The organism is Ensifer soli, from assembly GCF_041928815.1.
Classification (GTDB): domain Bacteria; phylum Pseudomonadota; class Alphaproteobacteria; order Rhizobiales; family Rhizobiaceae; genus JBHFEI01.
Window position 1 is genome coordinate 186,852 of sequence record NZ_JBHFEI010000001.1, and the last position, 16,223, is coordinate 203,074.

A 16,223-nucleotide genomic window follows, 5' to 3' on the forward strand; every position below is an offset into this window, starting at 1 on the left:
CGGCAGCCGGCTGGGCTTCACGAAGCGGTGATCAGAGTTCGCTCGGCGGAAAGATCTTCAGCGTGACGGACAGCAATGCCAGGCCGCAGACGACGACGATCAATGCCGCGGCCATCCCGGCCATCGTCAGCGGCGCCAGGATGCCGGAGGCCAGCACGAGGCCGAAGAGGGCGGCAGCGATCCGGGGAAGCCAGTACAGCATGTCATCTCTCCTCTTGCCCGGCCGCGACGGGTGTCGCGGCGGCGTGGTCCACGGGGCAGGAATGTTTCACGGGCATGTGCGTTCCCGCCGCCCGCAAAAAAATACCGCGGGACGCTGCAACCGCAGCCGATCCGCCCACGTTTTCGCAGCGTAGGAACGCGGGTTACCCACCGGCTATATGGCGAGGATCATGGATGATGCGGGAACGGTCGATCAGGAAAACGGGTCTGGTGCTTGCGGCCTGCGCCCTGCCCTACGTGGCGGTGGCCGACAATGGCCGGTTGACGGGCGAGGACATTCGCGAGGCCGTGGTCGGACGCACGGTCTATCTCGCCGCGCCGCTCGGGGGCGAGTTTCCGCTGAATTACCGGCCGTCCGGCGTGGTCGACGGCAATGGCACGGCGCTGGGCCTCGGAAAATTCATCCAGCCCACCGACAAGGGCAAATGGTGGATCGCCGGCGACCGGCTCTGCCAGCAGTTCAAGGTCTGGTACAAGGGATCGAAGATGTGCTTCACGCTGCAATCGGCCGGCCCGAACCGGGTGAAGTGGGTGCGGGACAATGGCGAGACGGGCGTGGCCCGCATCTCGGACTGATCGCACACCCAAGGGGGCGCGCATGGCCGTCCGGAAGACGGCCATGCGCGGGAAAGCGGGAAAGTCAGAGCGCCGCGACGACGATGACCTCGAAGAGGTATTCCGGCGAGGCGAGCTTCGATTCGCCGGTGGCGCGGGCAGGCGCATGGCCGGCGGGCACCCAGGCATCCCAGACTTCGTTCATCTTGGAAAAATCGGCGATGTCGGCGAGCCAGATCGTGGCCGAGAGAATCTTGGTCTTGTCGGAGCCTGCGAGCGCCAGCAGGCGATCGACCTCGGACAGCGCGTGGCGAGCCTGATCGGCGACGCTTTCTCCCGGCTTGCCGACCTGGCCTGCGAGATAGACGGTGCCGTTGTGGATGACGGCCTGGCTCATGCGCGGACCGGTCTCGAAGCGGGTGATGGACATGATGGTCTTCCCTGACACTCTTGCGGGCGGCGCGATGCCGGACGGCGGGATCGCGGCGCGTTTGGAAGGTATGCCGCCAGCCTTTCCCGCCCGGGAGAACCCGGTCCGAAGGGCATGGCGGCGTGCGGCAGCGTTATAGCCCGCCCGGCGGAAAATGCGAGCGCTTTTCAGGCCGCGGCGTCGGTGCCGAGCGGATGATGGCAGGCGAAGCGGTGGTCCGGCGCCCCGGTCAGCGCCGGTGCCTCGGCGCGGCAGACATCGGTGGCGCGCCAGCAGCGCGGATGGAAATGACAGCCGGACGGCGGTTTCAGCGGCGAGGGCAGTTCGCCCTGGAGCCGGATCCGCTGTCGCGCGCGGGCGGGATCGGCGACCGGCGTCGCCGACAGCAGCGCCGCCGTATAGGGATGCTGCGGAGCGGCGAAAACCGTGCGCGCCACCCCCGTTTCGACCGGCCGTCCGAGATACATCACCATCACCTCGTCGGCGATGTGGCGCACGACCGAGAGCCCGTGCGAGATGAAGAGATAGGCGAGACCCATCTCCTTCTGCAGGTCCATCAGCAGGTTCAGCACCTGCGCCTGGATCGACAGGTCCAGCGCCGAGACAGGCTCGTCCAGCACGAGGACCTTGGGTTTCAGCATCAGCGCGCGGGCAATCGCGATGCGCTGGCGCTGGCCGCCGGAGAACATGTGCGGATAGCGCCCGTAATGCTCCGGCCTCAGGCCGACGCGGGTCATCATGTCCTCGACCTTGCGCCGCCGCGTCGGCGCGTCGTCCCCGCTGTTGATCTTCAGCGGCTCCTCCAGCAGCGTGCCGACCTTCTGGCGCGGATTGAGCGAGCCGTAAGGGTTCTGGAAAACGATCTGCACGAGGCTTCTCAGCGACCGGTCGCCGACGCGGGCGGGCCTGCCGTCGATCGCAAGCGCGCCGCCGGTCGGCTCCTCGATCATCGTCGCCAGCCGCGCGAGCGTCGACTTGCCGCAGCCGCTTTCGCCGACGACCGCCAGCGTGCGGCCGGCATGAAGCTCGAAGGAGGCGCCGTTCAGCGCCCGGACGACGGCGTCCGGTTTGAAGAGGCCGCGCGAGACGGAGTAAAAGCGCTGCAGATCCGTCCCCTGCATCACCGGCGCGCTCATCGCACAGCCTCCGCCGCAGCCGCCGGATGCCCGGTCGGCACGCCGCCGGCAAGGGGATAGTTGCACAGGACCATGCCGTCCGGCATCGTCCGCGCCGCGACGCCGCGGCGACAGAGATCGGTGGCGAAATCGCAGCGCGGCGAGAACAGGCAGCCCTCCGGCCGGTCGAACGCCCCCGGCACCATGCCGGCGATCGACGGCAGCCGCCCGCCGACATGCGCGCGTTCGGGCAGCGAGGCGAGCAGCGCGGCGGAGTAGGGATGGCGCGGATCGGAGAAGAGTGCTGCGACCGGCCGCTCCTCCACCTTCTGCCCGGCATATTGCACCTGAACGCGCTCGGCCGTCTCGGCGACCACACCCATGTCATGGGTGATGAGGATCAGCGCCATGCCGTTCTCCTTTTGCAACCGCACCAGCAGGTCGAGGATCTGCGCCTGGATCGTCACGTCGAGGGCGGTCGTCGGTTCGTCGGCGATCAGGAGCTTCGGATTGCAGGCGAGCGCCATGGCGATCATCACCCGCTGGCTCATGCCGCCCGACATCTGGTGCGGAAAATTCGACAGGCGGTCCTCCGGCGACGGGATGCCGACGAGGCTCAACAGTTCGACCGAGCGCCTGCGCCGCGCCGCCCGGTCGAGCCCCATATGGAGGCGCAGCGTCTCGCCGAGCTGGAAGCCGACCGTGAAGCACGGATTGAGGCTCGACATCGGTTCCTGGAAGATCATCGCCATGTCGCGGCCGATGATCTTCCGGCGCTCGCGCGACGACATGGTCCGCAAATCCCTGCCGTCGAAGGACAGCCGGTCGGCAGTGATCTTCGCCGTCCAGGGCAGCAGCCCCATCAGCGCCAGCATGGAGACCGACTTGCCCGAGCCGGATTCGCCGACGATCGACAGGATCTCGCCCCGGTCGCAGTCAAGCGACACGCCGTCGACGGCGCGGAACGGACCGGTCGAGGTCTGGAATTCGACGGTGAGGTTGGCGATGTCGAGGAGCGGCGCCATCACGACCTCTTCAGCTTCGGATCGAGCGCGTCGCGCAGGCCGTCGCCCATCAGGTTGATCGCGAGCACGGTGATCAGGATGGCGAGGCCGGGGAAGGTGACCACCCACCAGGCGCGCTGGATGAATTCGCGCGCCTCGGCCAGCATCGTTCCCCATTCCGGCGTCGGCGGCTGGGCGCCCATGCCAAGAAAGCCGAGCGCCGCCGCATCGAGGATCGCGGCCGAGAAGGCGAGCGTCGCCTGCACGATCAGCGGCGCCAGACAGTTCGGCAGGATCGTCAGGAACATCAGCCTGAGCGTGCCGGCGCCCGCGACCTGCGATCCGATGACATAATCCTTGTTGCGCTCCGTCATGACCGAAGCGCGCGTCAGGCGGACGAAATGCGGCAGGTTGACCAGCGCGATGGCGATCATCGCGTTCATCAGTCCCGGCCCGAGCACGGCGACCAGCACCAGCGCGAGCAGCAGCGACGGGAAGGCGAGGATGATGTCCATCACCCGCATGATCGCCGTGTCGATCCGGCCGCGGAAATAGCCGGCGACGAGCCCGACGAGCACGCCGGAAACGACCGAGATGCTGACGACGATGACGCCGATGAAGAGGGAAAACCGGGCACCGAAGATCAGGCGGGAGAGGATGTCGCGACCGACGGCATCGGTGCCGAGCGGATGGCCCGCCATGCCGTTCTCCATCCAGGCGGGCGGCAACAGCAGGATCTGCCGGTTCTGGATGCTCGGATCATGCGGCGCGACCAGCGGCGCGAGGATCGCGACCACCAGAATGGCGGCAAAGACCGCGAGGCCGAGCACGGCGCCCTTGTTGCGCGAGAAGTAATACCAGAATTCCGAGAGCCCCGAGGGCGGCACGGTTCTCGTCTCGACGGCGGCCATCCCGGCCTCCTACTTGCGGATGCGCGGATTGATCAGCCCGTAGAGCAGATCGACCGCGAGGTTGACGAGCATGATGACGCCGGCGATCAGCATCAGGCCGCCCTGCACCACGGCGTAGTCGCGCTTGAACACCGAATCGACCATCCACTTGCCGATGCCCGGCCAGGAGAAGATCGTTTCCGTCAGGATCGCGCCGGCGAGCAGCACGCCGACCTGAAGGCCGATCGTGGTGACGACCGGGATCATGGCGTTGCGCAGCGCATGGATGCCGACGACGCGGAAGGCGGAGAGGCCCTTGGAACGCGCGGTGCGGACGTAGTCCTCGCCGAGCACCTCGAGCATGGCCGAGCGCGTCTGCCGGGCGATGACGGCGAGCGGGATGGTGGCGAGCACGATCGTCGGCAGGATCAGGTAGGTGACGGCGGAGCGGAACGCGCCCGCCTGGCCCGAGAGCAGGCTGTCGACCAGCATGAAGCCGGTGACCGAAGGGAAGAAATAGATCAGCGAGATGCGCCCCGACACCGGCGTCCATTGCAGGTAGCCGGAGAAGAAGATGATCAGCAGCAGGCCCCACCAGAAGATCGGCATCGAATAGCCGACGAGCGCCGTGCCCATGATCGTCTGGTCGAGCCAGGTGCCGCGCTTGACGGCCGCGAGCATGCCGGCCGGGATGCCGAGACAGACCGCGACGAGGATCGCGCAGAGCGACAGTTCGAGCGTCGCCGGAAAGAGATTGACGAAATCGTCGAGCACCGGCCGCTTGGTGACGATCGAACTGCCGAAATCGCCGGTGAGCAGCGAGCCGAGATAGTCGAGATACTGCACGTAGATCGGCCGGTCGAGGCCGAGCTGGTGCATGATCTCGGCGTGGCGCTCCGGCGCCATGACACGCTCTCCCGACATCAGCATGACCGGGTCTCCGGGCAGCAGCCGGATGAAGGAGAAGGCGATGATCGAGACGCCGATGAAGGTCGGCACCAGAATGGCGAGACGCCCGAGAATGAAGCGCAACATGACGCCGGTCCACCCCTCAGTTGAGACGGCGGCCCGGGAGTGCGGGCCGCCGCAGGACGGGTGGGGTTACTCGGAGATGTCGACGCCGTCGAAGCGGTGGTAGCCGAGCGGATCCATGACGAAGTTCGTCACCTTCTTGCTCATCGGGATGGAGACGATCGAATGGTCGAGGGTCGCCCAGGGCGCCTCCCGCTTGAAGACGAGCTGCGCCTCTTCATAGAGCTTGGTGCGCTCGGCGACATCGGCCGTCGCCTTCGCCTTGGTGACGAGATCGTCGAACTCCTTGTTGCACCATTGCGCGCGGTTGTTGCCGCCGACCGCGTCGCAGCCGAGCAGCGTGTCGAGGAAGTTGTCCGGGTCGCCGTTGTCGCCGGTCCAGCCGAGGATGACGGCGCCGTCGCGGTCCTTGGCCGAGGAGAGCTTCAGGTATTCGGCCCATTCGTGGCTGACGATCTCGGCCTCGACGCCGACGGCGGCAAGGTCGGCCTGCATCAGCTCGGCGGCGCGGCGCGCGTTCAGCATGTAGGGGCGCGACACCGGCATCGCCCAGATCTTCATCTTGAGGCCCGAGACGCCGGCATCGGCGAGCGCCTTCTTGGCGGCCTCGGGATCGTAGGCGTCATCCTCGACGGCGTTGTTGTAGGACCACATGGTCGGCGGGATCGGGTTCTTCGCGACCGTCGCCGCGCCCTGGAAGACGGCGTCGACGATCGCCTGCTTGTTGATCGCCGTGTTCAGCGCCTTGCGCACCTCGGCCTTGTCGAAGGGGGCGACGAGCGTGTTGTAGGCGAGGTAGGAGACGTTCAGCCCTTCCTGCTCGACGACCGTCAGGTTCGGATCGGTCTTGAGTTCGGCGACGTCGGCGGCGTTCGGATAGGGCATGATGTGGCATTCGCCGGCTTTGAGCTTCTGCGCGCGCACGGCGGCATCGGTCGTGATGGCAAAGACGAGGTCGTCGATCGGCTGCTTGCCGCCCCAGTAGTCGGGATGCGCCTTGTAGCGGATCGCGGCATCCGTCTGGTAGGCGACGAAGGCGAAGGGACCGGTGCCGAGCGGCTGCTGGTTCATCAGCTCCATCTTGCCGTCGGCGGCAAGCTTGTCGGCATATTCCTTCGACAGGATCGAGGCAAAATCCATGCCGAGATTGGCGAGGAAGGGCGCCTCGGGGCTCTTCAGCGTGAACTTGACCGTCAGGTCATCGACCTTCTCGATCGCGGTGATCAGCTCGGGGAAACCCATGCCGGCGAAATATTCCCAGGACGCCCCGGCGACGTATTTGTTCCAGGGATTGTCCTCCTTGTACTGGCGCTCGAAGGAGAAGATGACGTCGTCGGCGGTGAGGTCGCGCGTCGGCGTGAAGAACTCGGTCGTCTGGAACTTGACGCCCGGACGTAGCTTGAACGTGTAGGTCAGGCCATCGTCCGACACGGTCCAGCTTTCCGCCAGGCCCGGCTCCAGCTCCGTCGACCCGTGCTTGAACTCGACGAGGCGGTTATAGACCGTGCGCGAGGACGCATCGAAGGTGGTGCCGGCGGTGTAGAGCGCCGAATCGAAGCCCTCCGGCGAGCCTTCCGAACAGTAGACCAGCGTCTTCGACCAGGCGGAGCCGGCGAGGAGAACCGTGGCGAGCGCCGTCGCCGCGCAGAGCGTTCTGAACGTCTTCATCTGATATCTTCCCAGTTTTGTTCTTGTTCACCGATCTTCAACCGGGAGACTTTCGCTCCCGTCTGGCCGCGATGGAACGACATTTGCCGTACCAATGCAACAGAGCCCCGAAAAAATTTGTCCAGTTGGAAAAACATGGCAACACGGGAACCGCGCGCCCGCCGGCCGGGCAGCGTCACAGACACCTTACGAATCACGCAGCCGGAGCGCGCAATGTCAATCCCAAATTGCACCGATACCGCGATCGCAGCACCCGTGCGATAGGCGGTCCCGCGGGGGCAAGGAGGACTGTCGTGATGCCGGAATTCCGGGCGGGGACCTTTCCGGGGACACCATGACGACGGCCAGCCATGTTTGCGGACTTGCGGGAAGGCGTGCGGCGGCGCACCTTCCCGCAGGCGCAACCCTTGCGGGACCAAGAAGGCGGTTGCATCTTCGGCACCGCGCGCTACATTGGTCGACACGTCTTTCGCGAAGGCATGTGGTGGGGAAGCTCTTGGATATCCACAGGCGCTACGATCTTCAGCCCGAGCTGGAGAAAGCGCTCAATCGTGTCGATTTCTTCCGTCTGTTCCATACGCTTGCCCTGAAGTTCGGCCTCGACCATTTCGGCGTGCTGCAGATCGGCGTGGAGACGGTGCCCTGCATGCTGGCGAACCGGCTGATGCTGCACGATCTTCCCTCGGGTCTCGCGGAGGAATACGACAAGCGCCACCGCTTCGGCGATTCCGCCCTGTTCCGCAGCCTGCATCAGTCCGCCATCCCCTCGGTGTGGCGCGGCGACGAGACGGGCATCGAGAAGATCGACAATCTCGTCGCCCAGCTCGGCTTCGACCTCCTGGTCTGCGTGCCGACCCAAGCGCCGACGGGGATGCGCTATGCGGTTCTCTTCCTCGGCGACGAGGAGGATATCGGCAGGCCCGAGCACATGGAGCTCTGCTATGCCGCAACCTGCATCTTCGACTATTTCTACAGGCTCGTCCTGTCAAACAAGGTGGGCATGGGCCTGACGCCGCGGGAACGGGAAATCCTCAAATGGATTTCCCACGGCAAGACGGCGAGCGAAATCGCCCTCATCGTCTCGGTCTCGGAGCATACGATCAATTCCCATACGGCGACGATCCTGAAGAAGCTCGACGTGGTCAACCGAACGCAAATGGTCGCAAAGGCGATACGGGAGCAGATTATTCAATGAAGCGGAACACCTCGTCCCCGCGGGTCCGGAGAGCAACGGGCGGGATGACGGCATCGCCTGAAGCGTGTCGCGATCTTTCAGATTCGCTCGTACGTTTTCGGTCTTTGTTTTTACGCGTATCTTTTCGCAAAACCGCCGCACGCCTTTGCGAGACACGCTTCAAGGCCGCCTGCGCGCCGCCGCGGCTGCCGGAAGACGACACGCGATCCGGAGGCGGCCCATGGTGACCGGCATGCGCGACAAGATCCACATCCTGCTCGTCGATGACGATCCGGCGGAAAACCTGATCCTGCGGCGGCTGATCCGCAAGGTGGCCAGCACGGAGATCGAACTGCATTACGCCGAGACGATCGAGGCGGCGCTGGCGCTCCTGCAGTCCGGCGCGCCGATCAACATGATCCTGATGGACAACCGGCTGCAGCCGCAATGCGATTTCCGCGAGACGGTGCCGGCCATGCGCCAGCAGGGCTTCATCGGCCCGATCGGCGTCATCTCGTCGTCGCTCGCCGATCCCTACTTCCAGTCGTTCGAGGAATACGGCGCCGATTTCCGCATCGACAAGGCCGAGCTCGATCCGACGGCGATCGAGTTCATCCTGCGGGAATACCTGTCCTGAGCCAAAGCGTGTCGCGATCCTTCGGGTTCGCTCGCAGGCTTGAGGCTTTTGCTTTCAGGCATGTCTCGTCGCAGAACCGCTGCACATTTTTGCGAGACAGGCTTCAAGGTACCGGCGACCGGCCGGAGACGCGTCAGGCGGCCGGCTTTTCGACGGTTTCGAGGCCGAGCAGGAAGTTGATCTGCGGCCGCGCCTTGACGAGGTCGTCGATCGAATACTCCGCCAGCACTTCGAAGAAGGCATTGAGCGCCTTGCGCAGCGCCGCGTTCAGTCCGCAGCTGTCGACGAGCGGACAGTCGATCTCGCCGGCCTCGAAGCACTCGGCCATGGCGAAACTGTCTTCCGTCACCTTCACCACCTGGAACAGGCTGATCTCGGCCGCCGGCCGCGGCAGGCGAACACCGCCGTTGCGCCCGCGCACCGTCTCCACCAGGCCGGCCTTGGTCAGCGGCTGGAGGATCTTGAAGAGGAACAGTTCGGAGACGCCATAGGCCCGGGCGATCTCCGGGATGCGGCTGAGATGGCCGTCATTGGCGGCGCAGTACATCAGCATGCGAATGGCGTAATTTGTCTGCTTGGTCAGCCGCATTCCGGTGCTCCACGATTCCGCAGTCCTCTACCCAGCATATAGGATGGATCAAAGATTGGAACAATTCCAAAATAACGAAAACGTTATCGTCCGGCCGCTTCGATCACCGCGAACTAAAACTTGACCGGCGCGCACCACTCCTCCAAAACATGACCATTCCGGTTAACTTATCAAAGCCGGGAGATCCGAATTTAAGAGGGAGACATCCGATGACCATCAAGACGCATGCCCTGCGCGCATTCCTGCTCGCGGGCGCGGCTTCCGCCCTTGTGGCGGGTGCCGCCCGGGCCGACGGAGAGGTCAACATCTATTCCTACCGCCAGCCGGACCTGATCGCCCCGCTGCTCGACGAATTTACCAAGGAAACGGGGATTTCCACCAACGTCCTGTTCCTCGACAAGGGCCTGGTCGAGCGCATCACCGCCGAGGGCGCGAATTCGCCTGCCGACGTGATCCTGACCGTCGACATCAGCCGCCTGACGGAAGCGAAGGACGGCGGCGTGACCCAGGCCGTGACCGACGAGACGGTCAACAAGGAAATTCCCGCCCAGTACCGCGACCCGGACGGCAACTGGTTCGGGCTGACCACGCGCGGCCGAGTCGTCTATGCCTCGAAAGAGCGCGTCAGCGACACCGACATCACCTATGAGGAACTCGCCGACCCGAAGTGGAAGGGCAAGATCTGCATCCGCGACGGCCAGCATTCCTACAATATCGGCCTCTTCGCCTCGATGATCGCGCATCACGGCGCGGACTATACCGAGACATGGCTGAAGGGCCTGAAGAACAACCTCGCCAAGAAGCCCGACGGCGGCGACCGCGACCAGGCCAAGGCGATTCTTGCCGGCGAATGCGACATCGCGCTCGGCAACAGCTACTATGTCGGCCTGATGATGACCAACGAGAAGGAACCGGAGCAGAAGGAGTGGGCGGCGGCGATCAAGGTGCTGTTCCCGAACGCCAAGGATCGCGGCACCCATGTCAACATCTCCGGCATGGCGCTCGCCAAGAACGCGCCGAACAGGGACAATGCCCTGAAGCTGATGCAGTTCCTCGGTTCGGCGGACGCGCAGAAGATCTATGCGGAAAAGGTCTATGAATATCCGGTGGCCCCCGGCGCGGAACCCTCCGACGTGGTCAAGGGCTTCGGCGCGCTGAAGGCCGACCCCCTGCCCCTCGCCGACATCGCCGCCAACCGCAAGACCGCATCCGAACTCGTCGACAAGGTCGGCCTCAACGAAGGTCCGGAGATGTAAGCAGCGCAAACAGGGCGCAACACATGAGGGCCCTCGCGCCGCCGCGCGGGGGCTTTTTTATTCGCGACCGCGGCGGATCAGCCGTAGATGTCGAGCGTCCGGTTGCGATGGTTCGGATGGGTGGAATAGACGAAGATGCGGTTGATGTCGCGCTCCGACATCAGCCTCAGAAAGCGCGCCTCGAGCATGTTGTTGGCATGGATGCGCTTGACGACGCAGCCGACCATGCCGATGCGGGCGCTCGGCACGTCGAGATAGAAATTCGGCGGCAGCTTGAACTGTGTCGGGATCGCCAGCACCGCACTGCTGCGCGAGATCTTGATCAGTTCGCATCGACGGGAGGACAGGTTCTGCACACCGTTTTCGGTGTATTCGATGCGGGCGTCGTTGCGGGTATCCTCCATCGGGAAATTCGCTTCCCGGTCGTACATGAAGGATTCTTCCTTGCTCAGATAGTTCGGTCTGGAACCGGCCGCACCCGTGCTCATCACTCGCACACCCCGTAAACCACCACGTTGCCGCAATGCTGCCACAGGATCTTTAACAGGGCGTGAGCAAGACCGGCCAGATCATCGGGTGATCGCCGTCTTCCGGCGATGTTTCGGACGCGAGTGGCGGGAAACGACGTCGAGGCGTGCCGTTCCGGCACGCCTCGCAAGAGGGGCAGAACCTGTGCCCCGCGCCGTCAGGTGCGGTAGCTGCGGCCGTTCTCGTCGAAGAGGTGCAGTTTCGCCGCGTCCGCGGTGAAGCGGATCCTCTCGCCGCGCGCCACCGGCAGGATGCCGGGCAGCTTGGCGATGATCGGCTCGTCGGCGACGAGCCCGTCGATATAGAGCAGCGTGACCTCGCCCAGCGCCTCGACGATCGAGACGGTGCCCTCGAACAGGAAATCCTCGCCGGTGGCAACCACCAGGTCCTCCGGGCGCACGCCGAAGCTCGCCGCCTTGCCGACCGCGCCGGCATCGCTGGGGACCGCAAGCGTCACCGACTTGCCGCCGGCGAGCCGGACCGTCGTCTGCGGCCCCGCCGCCGTCACCGTCGCGGGGATGATGTTCATCGCCGGCGAGCCGATGAAGCGGGCGACGAACAGGTTGTCGGGGCGCTCGTAGAGGGCAAGCGGCGCGCCGACCTGCTCGATGTGGCCCCCCGACAGCACGACGATCCGGTCGGCGAGCGTCATCGCCTCGACCTGGTCATGGGTGACGTAGATCATCGTCGTGTCGGCCATCGCCTCGTTGAGCTTGGCGATCTCGATGCGGGTGGCGACGCGCAGCGCCGCGTCGAGGTTCGACAGGGGCTCGTCGAAGAGGAACACCTTGGGATTGCGGCAGATCGCCCGGCCGATCGCCACGCGCTGGCGCTGGCCGCCCGACAGCGCCTTCGGCAACCGGTCGAGATACTTGGTCAGTTGCAGGATCTCGGCGGCGTTGCGCACCCGCCGGTCGATCTCCTCCTTCGATTCCTTGGCGATGCGCATGCCGAAGGCCATGTTGTCGTAGACGGTCATATGCGGGTAGAGCGCATAGGACTGGAAGACCATGGCGATGCCGCGCTTCGAGGGCGGCACCTCGTTGACGAGCTCGTTGTCGATATACATCTGACCGCCGGAAATCTCCTCGAGGCCGGCGATCATGCGCAGCAGCGTCGACTTTCCGCAGCCCGAAGGGCCGACGAAGACGATGAACTCGCCCTGCTTGATGTCGAGATCGATGCCATGGATGACGTCGACCGCGCCATAGGACTTGCGGATTTGCTTCAGTTGCAGGCCAGCCATCGTTGTCTCCCCCTCGGTCAGTTCTGTCGGGCAAAAAACCCGCTCCATGCCGGCAATTCGACCCCGGTCGCCGTCAGCGCCGAGCCGAAGCCATGGCCTTCGAGCACCTCAAGCGACCCCTCCGGCCGCGGCGCCGTGATCGGCCGCTCGCCCATGTTGAACAGGCAGACGATCGTCTCGTTGCCATGGACGCGGGCAAAGCTCAGCAGTGGCGCGAGGCCGCTTTCCTCGAAGACGATCTCGCCCTTGGCAAAGGCGGGATGCTCGCGGCGAAAGGCCAGGAAGCGGCGGTAATGGGCAAGCACGGACCTGTCGTCGGCCGCCTGGACGGAGACCGCGCGGTCGAGATGGGCGCCCGGCACCGGCAGCCAGGGCCGCGCGGCGGAGAAGCCGCCATTGACCATGTTGCGGTCCCAGACCATCGGCGTGCGGCAGCCGTCGCGGCCCTTGTAGTCGGGCCAGAACTGGATGCCATAGGGGTCCTGAAGGTCGGCGAAGGCGATGTCGGCCTCCGGCAGCGCCAGTTCCTCGCCCTCGTAGAGGCAGACGGAACCGCGCAGCGTCAGCAGGATGCTCGCCATCATCTTGGCATAGGCGTCGGTGTCTGCGACCGCCTGCCCCCAGCGGCTGATGTGGCGCGTGACGTCGTGATTGGAGAAGGCCCAGCAGACCCAGCCGTCGGGCGCGGCGGCGGCGAAGGCGGCGAGCGTGCGCTCGACGGAGGCCGGGTCCGGCACGTCGGGGGCGAGGAACTCGAAGGCGTAGCACATATGCATCTTGTCGCCGCCGGACGTGTACTCGCCGACGATCTCCAGCCCGCGCTGGCTGTCGCCGACCTCGCCGACGGCGGCGATCGCCGGATAGACGTCCATGACCGCGCGGAAACGCTTGAGGAATTCCAGGTTTTCCGGCTGGTTCTTGTCGTAGAGATGTTCCTGGTAGTTGTACGGGTTGACGGCCGGCGCCGTCTGGGCGTTGCGGCGCGCCGGCGGCAGCGGCGGGTTGTCGCGCAGCAGCCGGTCGTGGAAATAGAAGTTGATCGTATCGAGGCGGAAACCGTCGACGCCGCGGTCGAGCCAGAAGCGCTCGACGGCGAGAAGCGCGTCCTGGACGTCCGGATTGTGCAGGTTCAGGTCCGGCTGCGAGGTCAGGAAGTTGTGCAGGTAGTACTGCAGGCGTCCGGCGTCCCAGGCCCAGGCGGAGCCGCCGAAGATCGACAGCCAGTTGTTCGGCGGCGTGCCGTCCGGCTTCGGATCGGACCAGACATACCAGTCCGCCTTCGGATTGTCGTGGCTCGACCGGCTTTCGGCGAACCAGGGATGCTGGTCGGAGGTGTGCGACAGGACGAGGTCGATCATCACCTTGAGGTTCAGCCGGTGCGCCTCGGCGATCAGCGCGTCGAAATCGGCAAGCGTGCCGAAGATCGGGTCGACATCGGTGTAGTTCGACACGTCATAGCCGAAATCCTTCATCGGCGAGGTGAAGAAGGGCGAGATCCAGATGCCGTCCACGCCGAGGGAGGCGACGTAGGACAGGCGATCGGTGATCCCCTTCAGGTCGCCGATGCCGTCGTCGTTGCTGTCCTGGAAGGAGCGCGGATAGATCTGGTAGATCACCGCGCCCCGCCACCAGTCGCGGTCGGCCGCACTTACGCTTGACTCGTTCATGTCATTCAGGTTCCGGAAACGTCAGGGTCTTGTTTCGTGTCAGCCGCCCTTGACCGAGCCCGCCAGCAGGCCGCGCACGAGGTAGCGCTGCAGGCTGAAGAACACGATCAGGGGCACGATGATGGTGATGAAGGCCGAGGCCGTCAGGATCTCCCAGTTGCCGCCGCGCGAGCCGAGCAGGTTGACGAGCCGCCCCGTCAGCACCAGCTCGTCATTGCCGGTGCCGAGGAAAACCATGGCGACGAGCAGGTCGTTCCAGGTCCAAAGGAACTGGAAGATGGCGAAGGAGGCGAGCGCCGGAAACGAGAGCGGCAGGATGATCTTGACGAAGATGTCGAAGTCGCTGGCGCCGTCGACACGGGCCGATTCCATGATCTCGCGCGGCAGGCCGGCCATGTAGTTGCGCAGCAGGTAGATGGCGAGCGGCAGGCCGAAGCCCATATGGGCGAGCCAGATGCCGAGATAGGTCTTGGCCGGGACGCCGAAGAAGGCGCCGACGCCGTTGTAGAGCTTCAGAAGCGGGATCAGCGACATCTGCAGCGGTACGACGAGCAGGCCGACGACGACGGCGACGAGGATGGCGCGGCCGGGAAATTTCATCCAGGCCAGCGCATAGGCGGCAAAGGCCGCGACGAGGATCGGGATGATCGTCGCCGGGATCGCCACCGTCAGCGAGTTGATGAAGGAGGCGCCGATGCCTTCGGCCGCCAGCACCTCGCGGTAGTTGTCGAAGGTGAAGCGCGGCGGCGAGGCGGCGGTGAAGAAGATGCGCTGGCCGCGCGACCCCTCCATCTTCACATCGGAAACGATCTCGAAGCTGCCATCGGCTTGGACCGTCAGCTTTTCGCCGTCGCCGAGGTCGGCGCTGTCGCCGGGCAGGTAGGCGGCGGGCTCGCGGCTGTTGAAGCCGAAGGCCTGCACCTCGCCGTCCCCGCCCGACAGGACATTGCCGGAGATGACGAATGTCCCGTCGCGCTCGACCTGCTGGTCGGCGCCCGGCGCACGGAAGACGCTGTTCTGCGTCGAGGTGGAGAGCGCGGTCCACCAGCCGGAGACGGCGAGCTGGTCCTTGTCGCGCAAAGACGAGATCAGCAGGCCGAGCGTCGGCGTCGTCCAGAGCAGCACGAGCAGGATGACGGAGAGATGGACGGCCCAGACGAGCGGCGAACGTTTCGAGGCGATCATCTCAATGTCCTTCCATCTCGCGGGCGGCGTTGCGGATGTTCCAGATCATGATCGGCACGACCAGAATCATGATGACGACCGCGATCGCGGCACCCCGGCCGAAATCGCCGCCGCCGCGGAACATCCAGTCGAACATCAGGTTGGCGAGCACCTGGCTCTGCCACTGGCCGTTGGTCATGGCGAGCACGATGTCGAAGACTTTCAATACGAGGATGGTGATCGTCGTCCAGACGACGGCGATCGTGCCCCAGATCTGCGGCACCATAATCTTGAAGAAGATCTGCAACCCGTTGGCGCCGTCGATGACGGCGGCCTCGATCGTCTCCTCGGAAATGCCGCGCAGCGCCGCCGAGAGGATGACCATGGCAAAGCCGGTCTGGATCCAGACGAGGATCGCCATCAGGAAGAAATTGTTCCAGAAGGGCAGCGTGATCCAGGCCTCGGGCGAGCCGCCGAAGGCGGTGACGATGGCGTTCAGGAGGCCGATCTGCTCCTGCCCCTCGGCGCGGTAGTCGTAGATGAACTTCCAGATGACGGCGGCGCCGACGAAAGAGATCGCCATCGGCATGAAGATCAGCGTCTTGGCGATGTTGCCCCACCAGATGCGGTCAGTGAGCGCGGCGATGATCAGGCCGAAGAAGGTGGCAAGCGCCGGCACGACGAGCAGCCAGAGGAAATTGTTGAACATCGACTGGCGGAATTCGCCGTCATTGACCATCCAGACATAGTTGCTGAAGCCGACGAAATTCGTCCCCGACTTGTCGTGGAAGGAGAGCCAGACGGACGAGAGGACCGGATAGATCAGGTAGACGGTCAGCGCGAAGAGCGCCGGCCCGAGGAACAGCCAGGGCCGGATGGCATTGCTGGTGCGCAGGTTCTGCGAGGCCTTGGCGCCGCTCAGGCCCTTCGACGGAAAGATCCGGTCGAGGATCCAGTTGGTTCCGAAAAAATAGGCACAGCAGGCGAGAACGCCCGCAGCCATCGTCACGATGGCAGCCAGTAATTGCTGCATGACGCGTTCCCCC

Annotated in this window: 17 protein-coding genes; 4 read left to right on the forward strand and 13 right to left on the reverse strand. The window is 65.0% G+C overall.

The window, feature by feature from the left end:
• Positions 1-31: 31 nt before the first annotated feature.
• Positions 32-202 carry a hypothetical protein gene (locus ACEVQ6_RS00805; protein ID WP_374886984.1) on the reverse strand — a complete coding sequence of 57 codons (171 nt, stop codon included), beginning with the start codon at positions 200-202 and terminating at the stop codon, positions 32-34.
• A gap of 194 nt (positions 203-396) precedes the next feature.
• Between ACEVQ6_RS00805 and ACEVQ6_RS00810 the strand changes: the two genes are divergently transcribed.
• Entirely contained in the window at positions 397-798 is a 402-nt protein-coding gene (locus ACEVQ6_RS00810) for a hypothetical protein (protein WP_374886985.1), read from the forward strand.
• Positions 799-862: 64 nt separating this feature from the next.
• On the opposite strand, the gene ACEVQ6_RS00815 is transcribed toward ACEVQ6_RS00810, so the two are convergent.
• From ACEVQ6_RS00815 to ACEVQ6_RS00840, 6 genes are all read right to left on the reverse strand, one after another.
• Positions 863-1,207, reverse strand: a complete 345-nt coding sequence (locus ACEVQ6_RS00815) for a RidA family protein (protein WP_374886986.1) — start codon at positions 1,205-1,207, stop codon at positions 863-865.
• Positions 1,208-1,374: 167 nt separating this feature from the next.
• Entirely contained in the window at positions 1,375-2,343 is a 969-nt protein-coding gene (locus tag ACEVQ6_RS00820; protein ID WP_374886987.1) for a dipeptide ABC transporter ATP-binding protein, read from the reverse strand.
• Entirely contained in the window at positions 2,340-3,347 is a 1,008-nt protein-coding gene (locus ACEVQ6_RS00825) for an ABC transporter ATP-binding protein (protein WP_374886988.1), read from the reverse strand. Before ACEVQ6_RS00825 ends, ACEVQ6_RS00820 begins: the two co-directional genes overlap by 4 nt.
• Complete coding sequence (locus tag ACEVQ6_RS00830; RefSeq protein WP_374886989.1) at positions 3,347-4,237, reverse strand: ABC transporter permease subunit; 891 nt, start codon at positions 4,235-4,237, stop codon at positions 3,347-3,349. The genes ACEVQ6_RS00825 and ACEVQ6_RS00830 overlap by 1 nt, the downstream gene beginning before the upstream one ends.
• 9 nt (positions 4,238-4,246) lie before the next feature.
• On the reverse strand, positions 4,247-5,251 hold the full coding sequence (locus ACEVQ6_RS00835) for an ABC transporter permease subunit (RefSeq protein ID WP_374886990.1): 1,005 nt from the start codon (positions 5,249-5,251) through the stop codon (positions 4,247-4,249).
• A gap of 66 nt (positions 5,252-5,317) precedes the next feature.
• Positions 5,318-6,916: an ABC transporter substrate-binding protein gene (locus ACEVQ6_RS00840; protein WP_374886991.1), complete on the reverse strand. Its 1,599-nt coding sequence runs from the start codon at positions 6,914-6,916 to the stop codon at positions 5,318-5,320.
• A gap of 484 nt (positions 6,917-7,400) precedes the next feature.
• Here ACEVQ6_RS00840 and ACEVQ6_RS00845 point away from each other — a divergent pair, with 484 nt between their 5' ends.
• Together ACEVQ6_RS00845 and ACEVQ6_RS00850 are read left to right on the forward strand one after the other, a co-directional pair.
• Complete coding sequence (locus ACEVQ6_RS00845; protein WP_374886992.1) at positions 7,401-8,111, forward strand: helix-turn-helix domain-containing protein; 711 nt, start codon at positions 7,401-7,403, stop codon at positions 8,109-8,111.
• 220 nt (positions 8,112-8,331) lie between these two features.
• A complete protein-coding gene (locus ACEVQ6_RS00850; RefSeq protein ID WP_374886993.1) occupies positions 8,332-8,727 on the forward strand; it encodes a response regulator in 396 nt (131 codons plus the stop codon).
• A 133-nt stretch (positions 8,728-8,860) separates the two neighbouring features.
• Here the strand turns inward: ACEVQ6_RS00850 and rirA are convergent, their stop codons facing one another.
• Complete coding sequence (gene rirA / locus ACEVQ6_RS00855; protein WP_374886994.1) at positions 8,861-9,316, reverse strand: iron-responsive transcriptional regulator RirA; 456 nt, start codon at positions 9,314-9,316, stop codon at positions 8,861-8,863.
• A gap of 209 nt (positions 9,317-9,525) precedes the next feature.
• On the opposite strand from rirA, the gene ACEVQ6_RS00860 reads away from it, so the two are divergent.
• Positions 9,526-10,572: a Fe(3+) ABC transporter substrate-binding protein gene (locus ACEVQ6_RS00860; RefSeq protein ID WP_374886995.1), complete on the forward strand. Its 1,047-nt coding sequence runs from the start codon at positions 9,526-9,528 to the stop codon at positions 10,570-10,572.
• A 77-nt stretch (positions 10,573-10,649) separates the two neighbouring features.
• Here ACEVQ6_RS00860 and ACEVQ6_RS00865 read toward each other — a convergent pair whose 3' ends face one another.
• From ACEVQ6_RS00865 to ACEVQ6_RS00885, 5 genes are all read right to left on the reverse strand, one after another.
• Positions 10,650-11,060, reverse strand: coding sequence for a hypothetical protein (locus ACEVQ6_RS00865; RefSeq protein ID WP_374886996.1), 411 nt, complete (start codon positions 11,058-11,060; stop codon positions 10,650-10,652).
• A gap of 197 nt (positions 11,061-11,257) precedes the next feature.
• On the reverse strand, positions 11,258-12,346 hold the full coding sequence (locus ACEVQ6_RS00870; RefSeq protein ID WP_374886997.1) for an ABC transporter ATP-binding protein: 1,089 nt from the start codon (positions 12,344-12,346) through the stop codon (positions 11,258-11,260).
• A gap of 17 nt (positions 12,347-12,363) precedes the next feature.
• Complete coding sequence (gene bglA, locus ACEVQ6_RS00875) at positions 12,364-14,013, reverse strand: beta-galactosidase BglA (RefSeq protein WP_374886998.1); 1,650 nt, start codon at positions 14,011-14,013, stop codon at positions 12,364-12,366.
• 39 nt (positions 14,014-14,052) lie between these two features.
• Positions 14,053-15,198 (reverse strand): carbohydrate ABC transporter permease, encoded by a 1,146-nt coding sequence (locus tag ACEVQ6_RS00880; protein ID WP_374886999.1) that lies wholly within the window; start codon positions 15,196-15,198, stop codon positions 14,053-14,055.
• A gap of 1 nt (position 15,199) precedes the next feature.
• On the reverse strand, positions 15,200-16,210 hold the full coding sequence (locus ACEVQ6_RS00885; protein ID WP_374887000.1) for a carbohydrate ABC transporter permease: 1,011 nt from the start codon (positions 16,208-16,210) through the stop codon (positions 15,200-15,202).
• Positions 16,211-16,223: the final 13 nt, after the last annotated feature.

Excerpts from the sequence above, each read along its gene's own strand:
- ACEVQ6_RS00805 (WP_374886984.1), bottom strand. The coding sequence starts at position 202 with ATGCTGTACTGGCTTCCCCGGATCGCTGCCGCCCTCTTCGGCCTCGTG.
- ACEVQ6_RS00810 (WP_374886985.1), top strand. The coding sequence starts at position 397 with ATGATGCGGGAACGGTCGATCAGGAAAACGGGTCTGGTGCTTGCGGCC.
- ACEVQ6_RS00815 (WP_374886986.1), bottom strand. The coding sequence starts at position 1,207 with ATGTCCATCACCCGCTTCGAGACCGGTCCGCGCATGAGCCAGGCCGTC.
- ACEVQ6_RS00820 (WP_374886987.1), bottom strand. The coding sequence starts at position 2,343 with ATGAGCGCGCCGGTGATGCAGGGGACGGATCTGCAGCGCTTTTACTCC.
- ACEVQ6_RS00825 (WP_374886988.1), bottom strand. The coding sequence starts at position 3,347 with ATGGCGCCGCTCCTCGACATCGCCAACCTCACCGTCGAATTCCAGACC.
- ACEVQ6_RS00830 (WP_374886989.1), bottom strand. The coding sequence starts at position 4,237 with ATGGCCGCCGTCGAGACGAGAACCGTGCCGCCCTCGGGGCTCTCGGAA.
- ACEVQ6_RS00835 (WP_374886990.1), bottom strand. The coding sequence starts at position 5,251 with ATGTTGCGCTTCATTCTCGGGCGTCTCGCCATTCTGGTGCCGACCTTC.
- ACEVQ6_RS00840 (WP_374886991.1), bottom strand. The coding sequence starts at position 6,916 with ATGAAGACGTTCAGAACGCTCTGCGCGGCGACGGCGCTCGCCACGGTT.
- ACEVQ6_RS00850 (WP_374886993.1), top strand. The coding sequence starts at position 8,332 with ATGGTGACCGGCATGCGCGACAAGATCCACATCCTGCTCGTCGATGAC.
- rirA (WP_374886994.1), bottom strand. The coding sequence starts at position 9,316 with ATGCGGCTGACCAAGCAGACAAATTACGCCATTCGCATGCTGATGTAC.
- ACEVQ6_RS00860 (WP_374886995.1), top strand. The coding sequence starts at position 9,526 with ATGACCATCAAGACGCATGCCCTGCGCGCATTCCTGCTCGCGGGCGCG.
- ACEVQ6_RS00865 (WP_374886996.1), bottom strand. The coding sequence starts at position 11,060 with ATGAGCACGGGTGCGGCCGGTTCCAGACCGAACTATCTGAGCAAGGAA.
- ACEVQ6_RS00870 (WP_374886997.1), bottom strand. The coding sequence starts at position 12,346 with ATGGCTGGCCTGCAACTGAAGCAAATCCGCAAGTCCTATGGCGCGGTC.
- bglA (WP_374886998.1), bottom strand. The coding sequence starts at position 14,013 with ATGAACGAGTCAAGCGTAAGTGCGGCCGACCGCGACTGGTGGCGGGGC.
- ACEVQ6_RS00880 (WP_374886999.1), bottom strand. The coding sequence starts at position 15,198 with ATGATCGCCTCGAAACGTTCGCCGCTCGTCTGGGCCGTCCATCTCTCC.
- ACEVQ6_RS00885 (WP_374887000.1), bottom strand. The coding sequence starts at position 16,210 with ATGCAGCAATTACTGGCTGCCATCGTGACGATGGCTGCGGGCGTTCTC.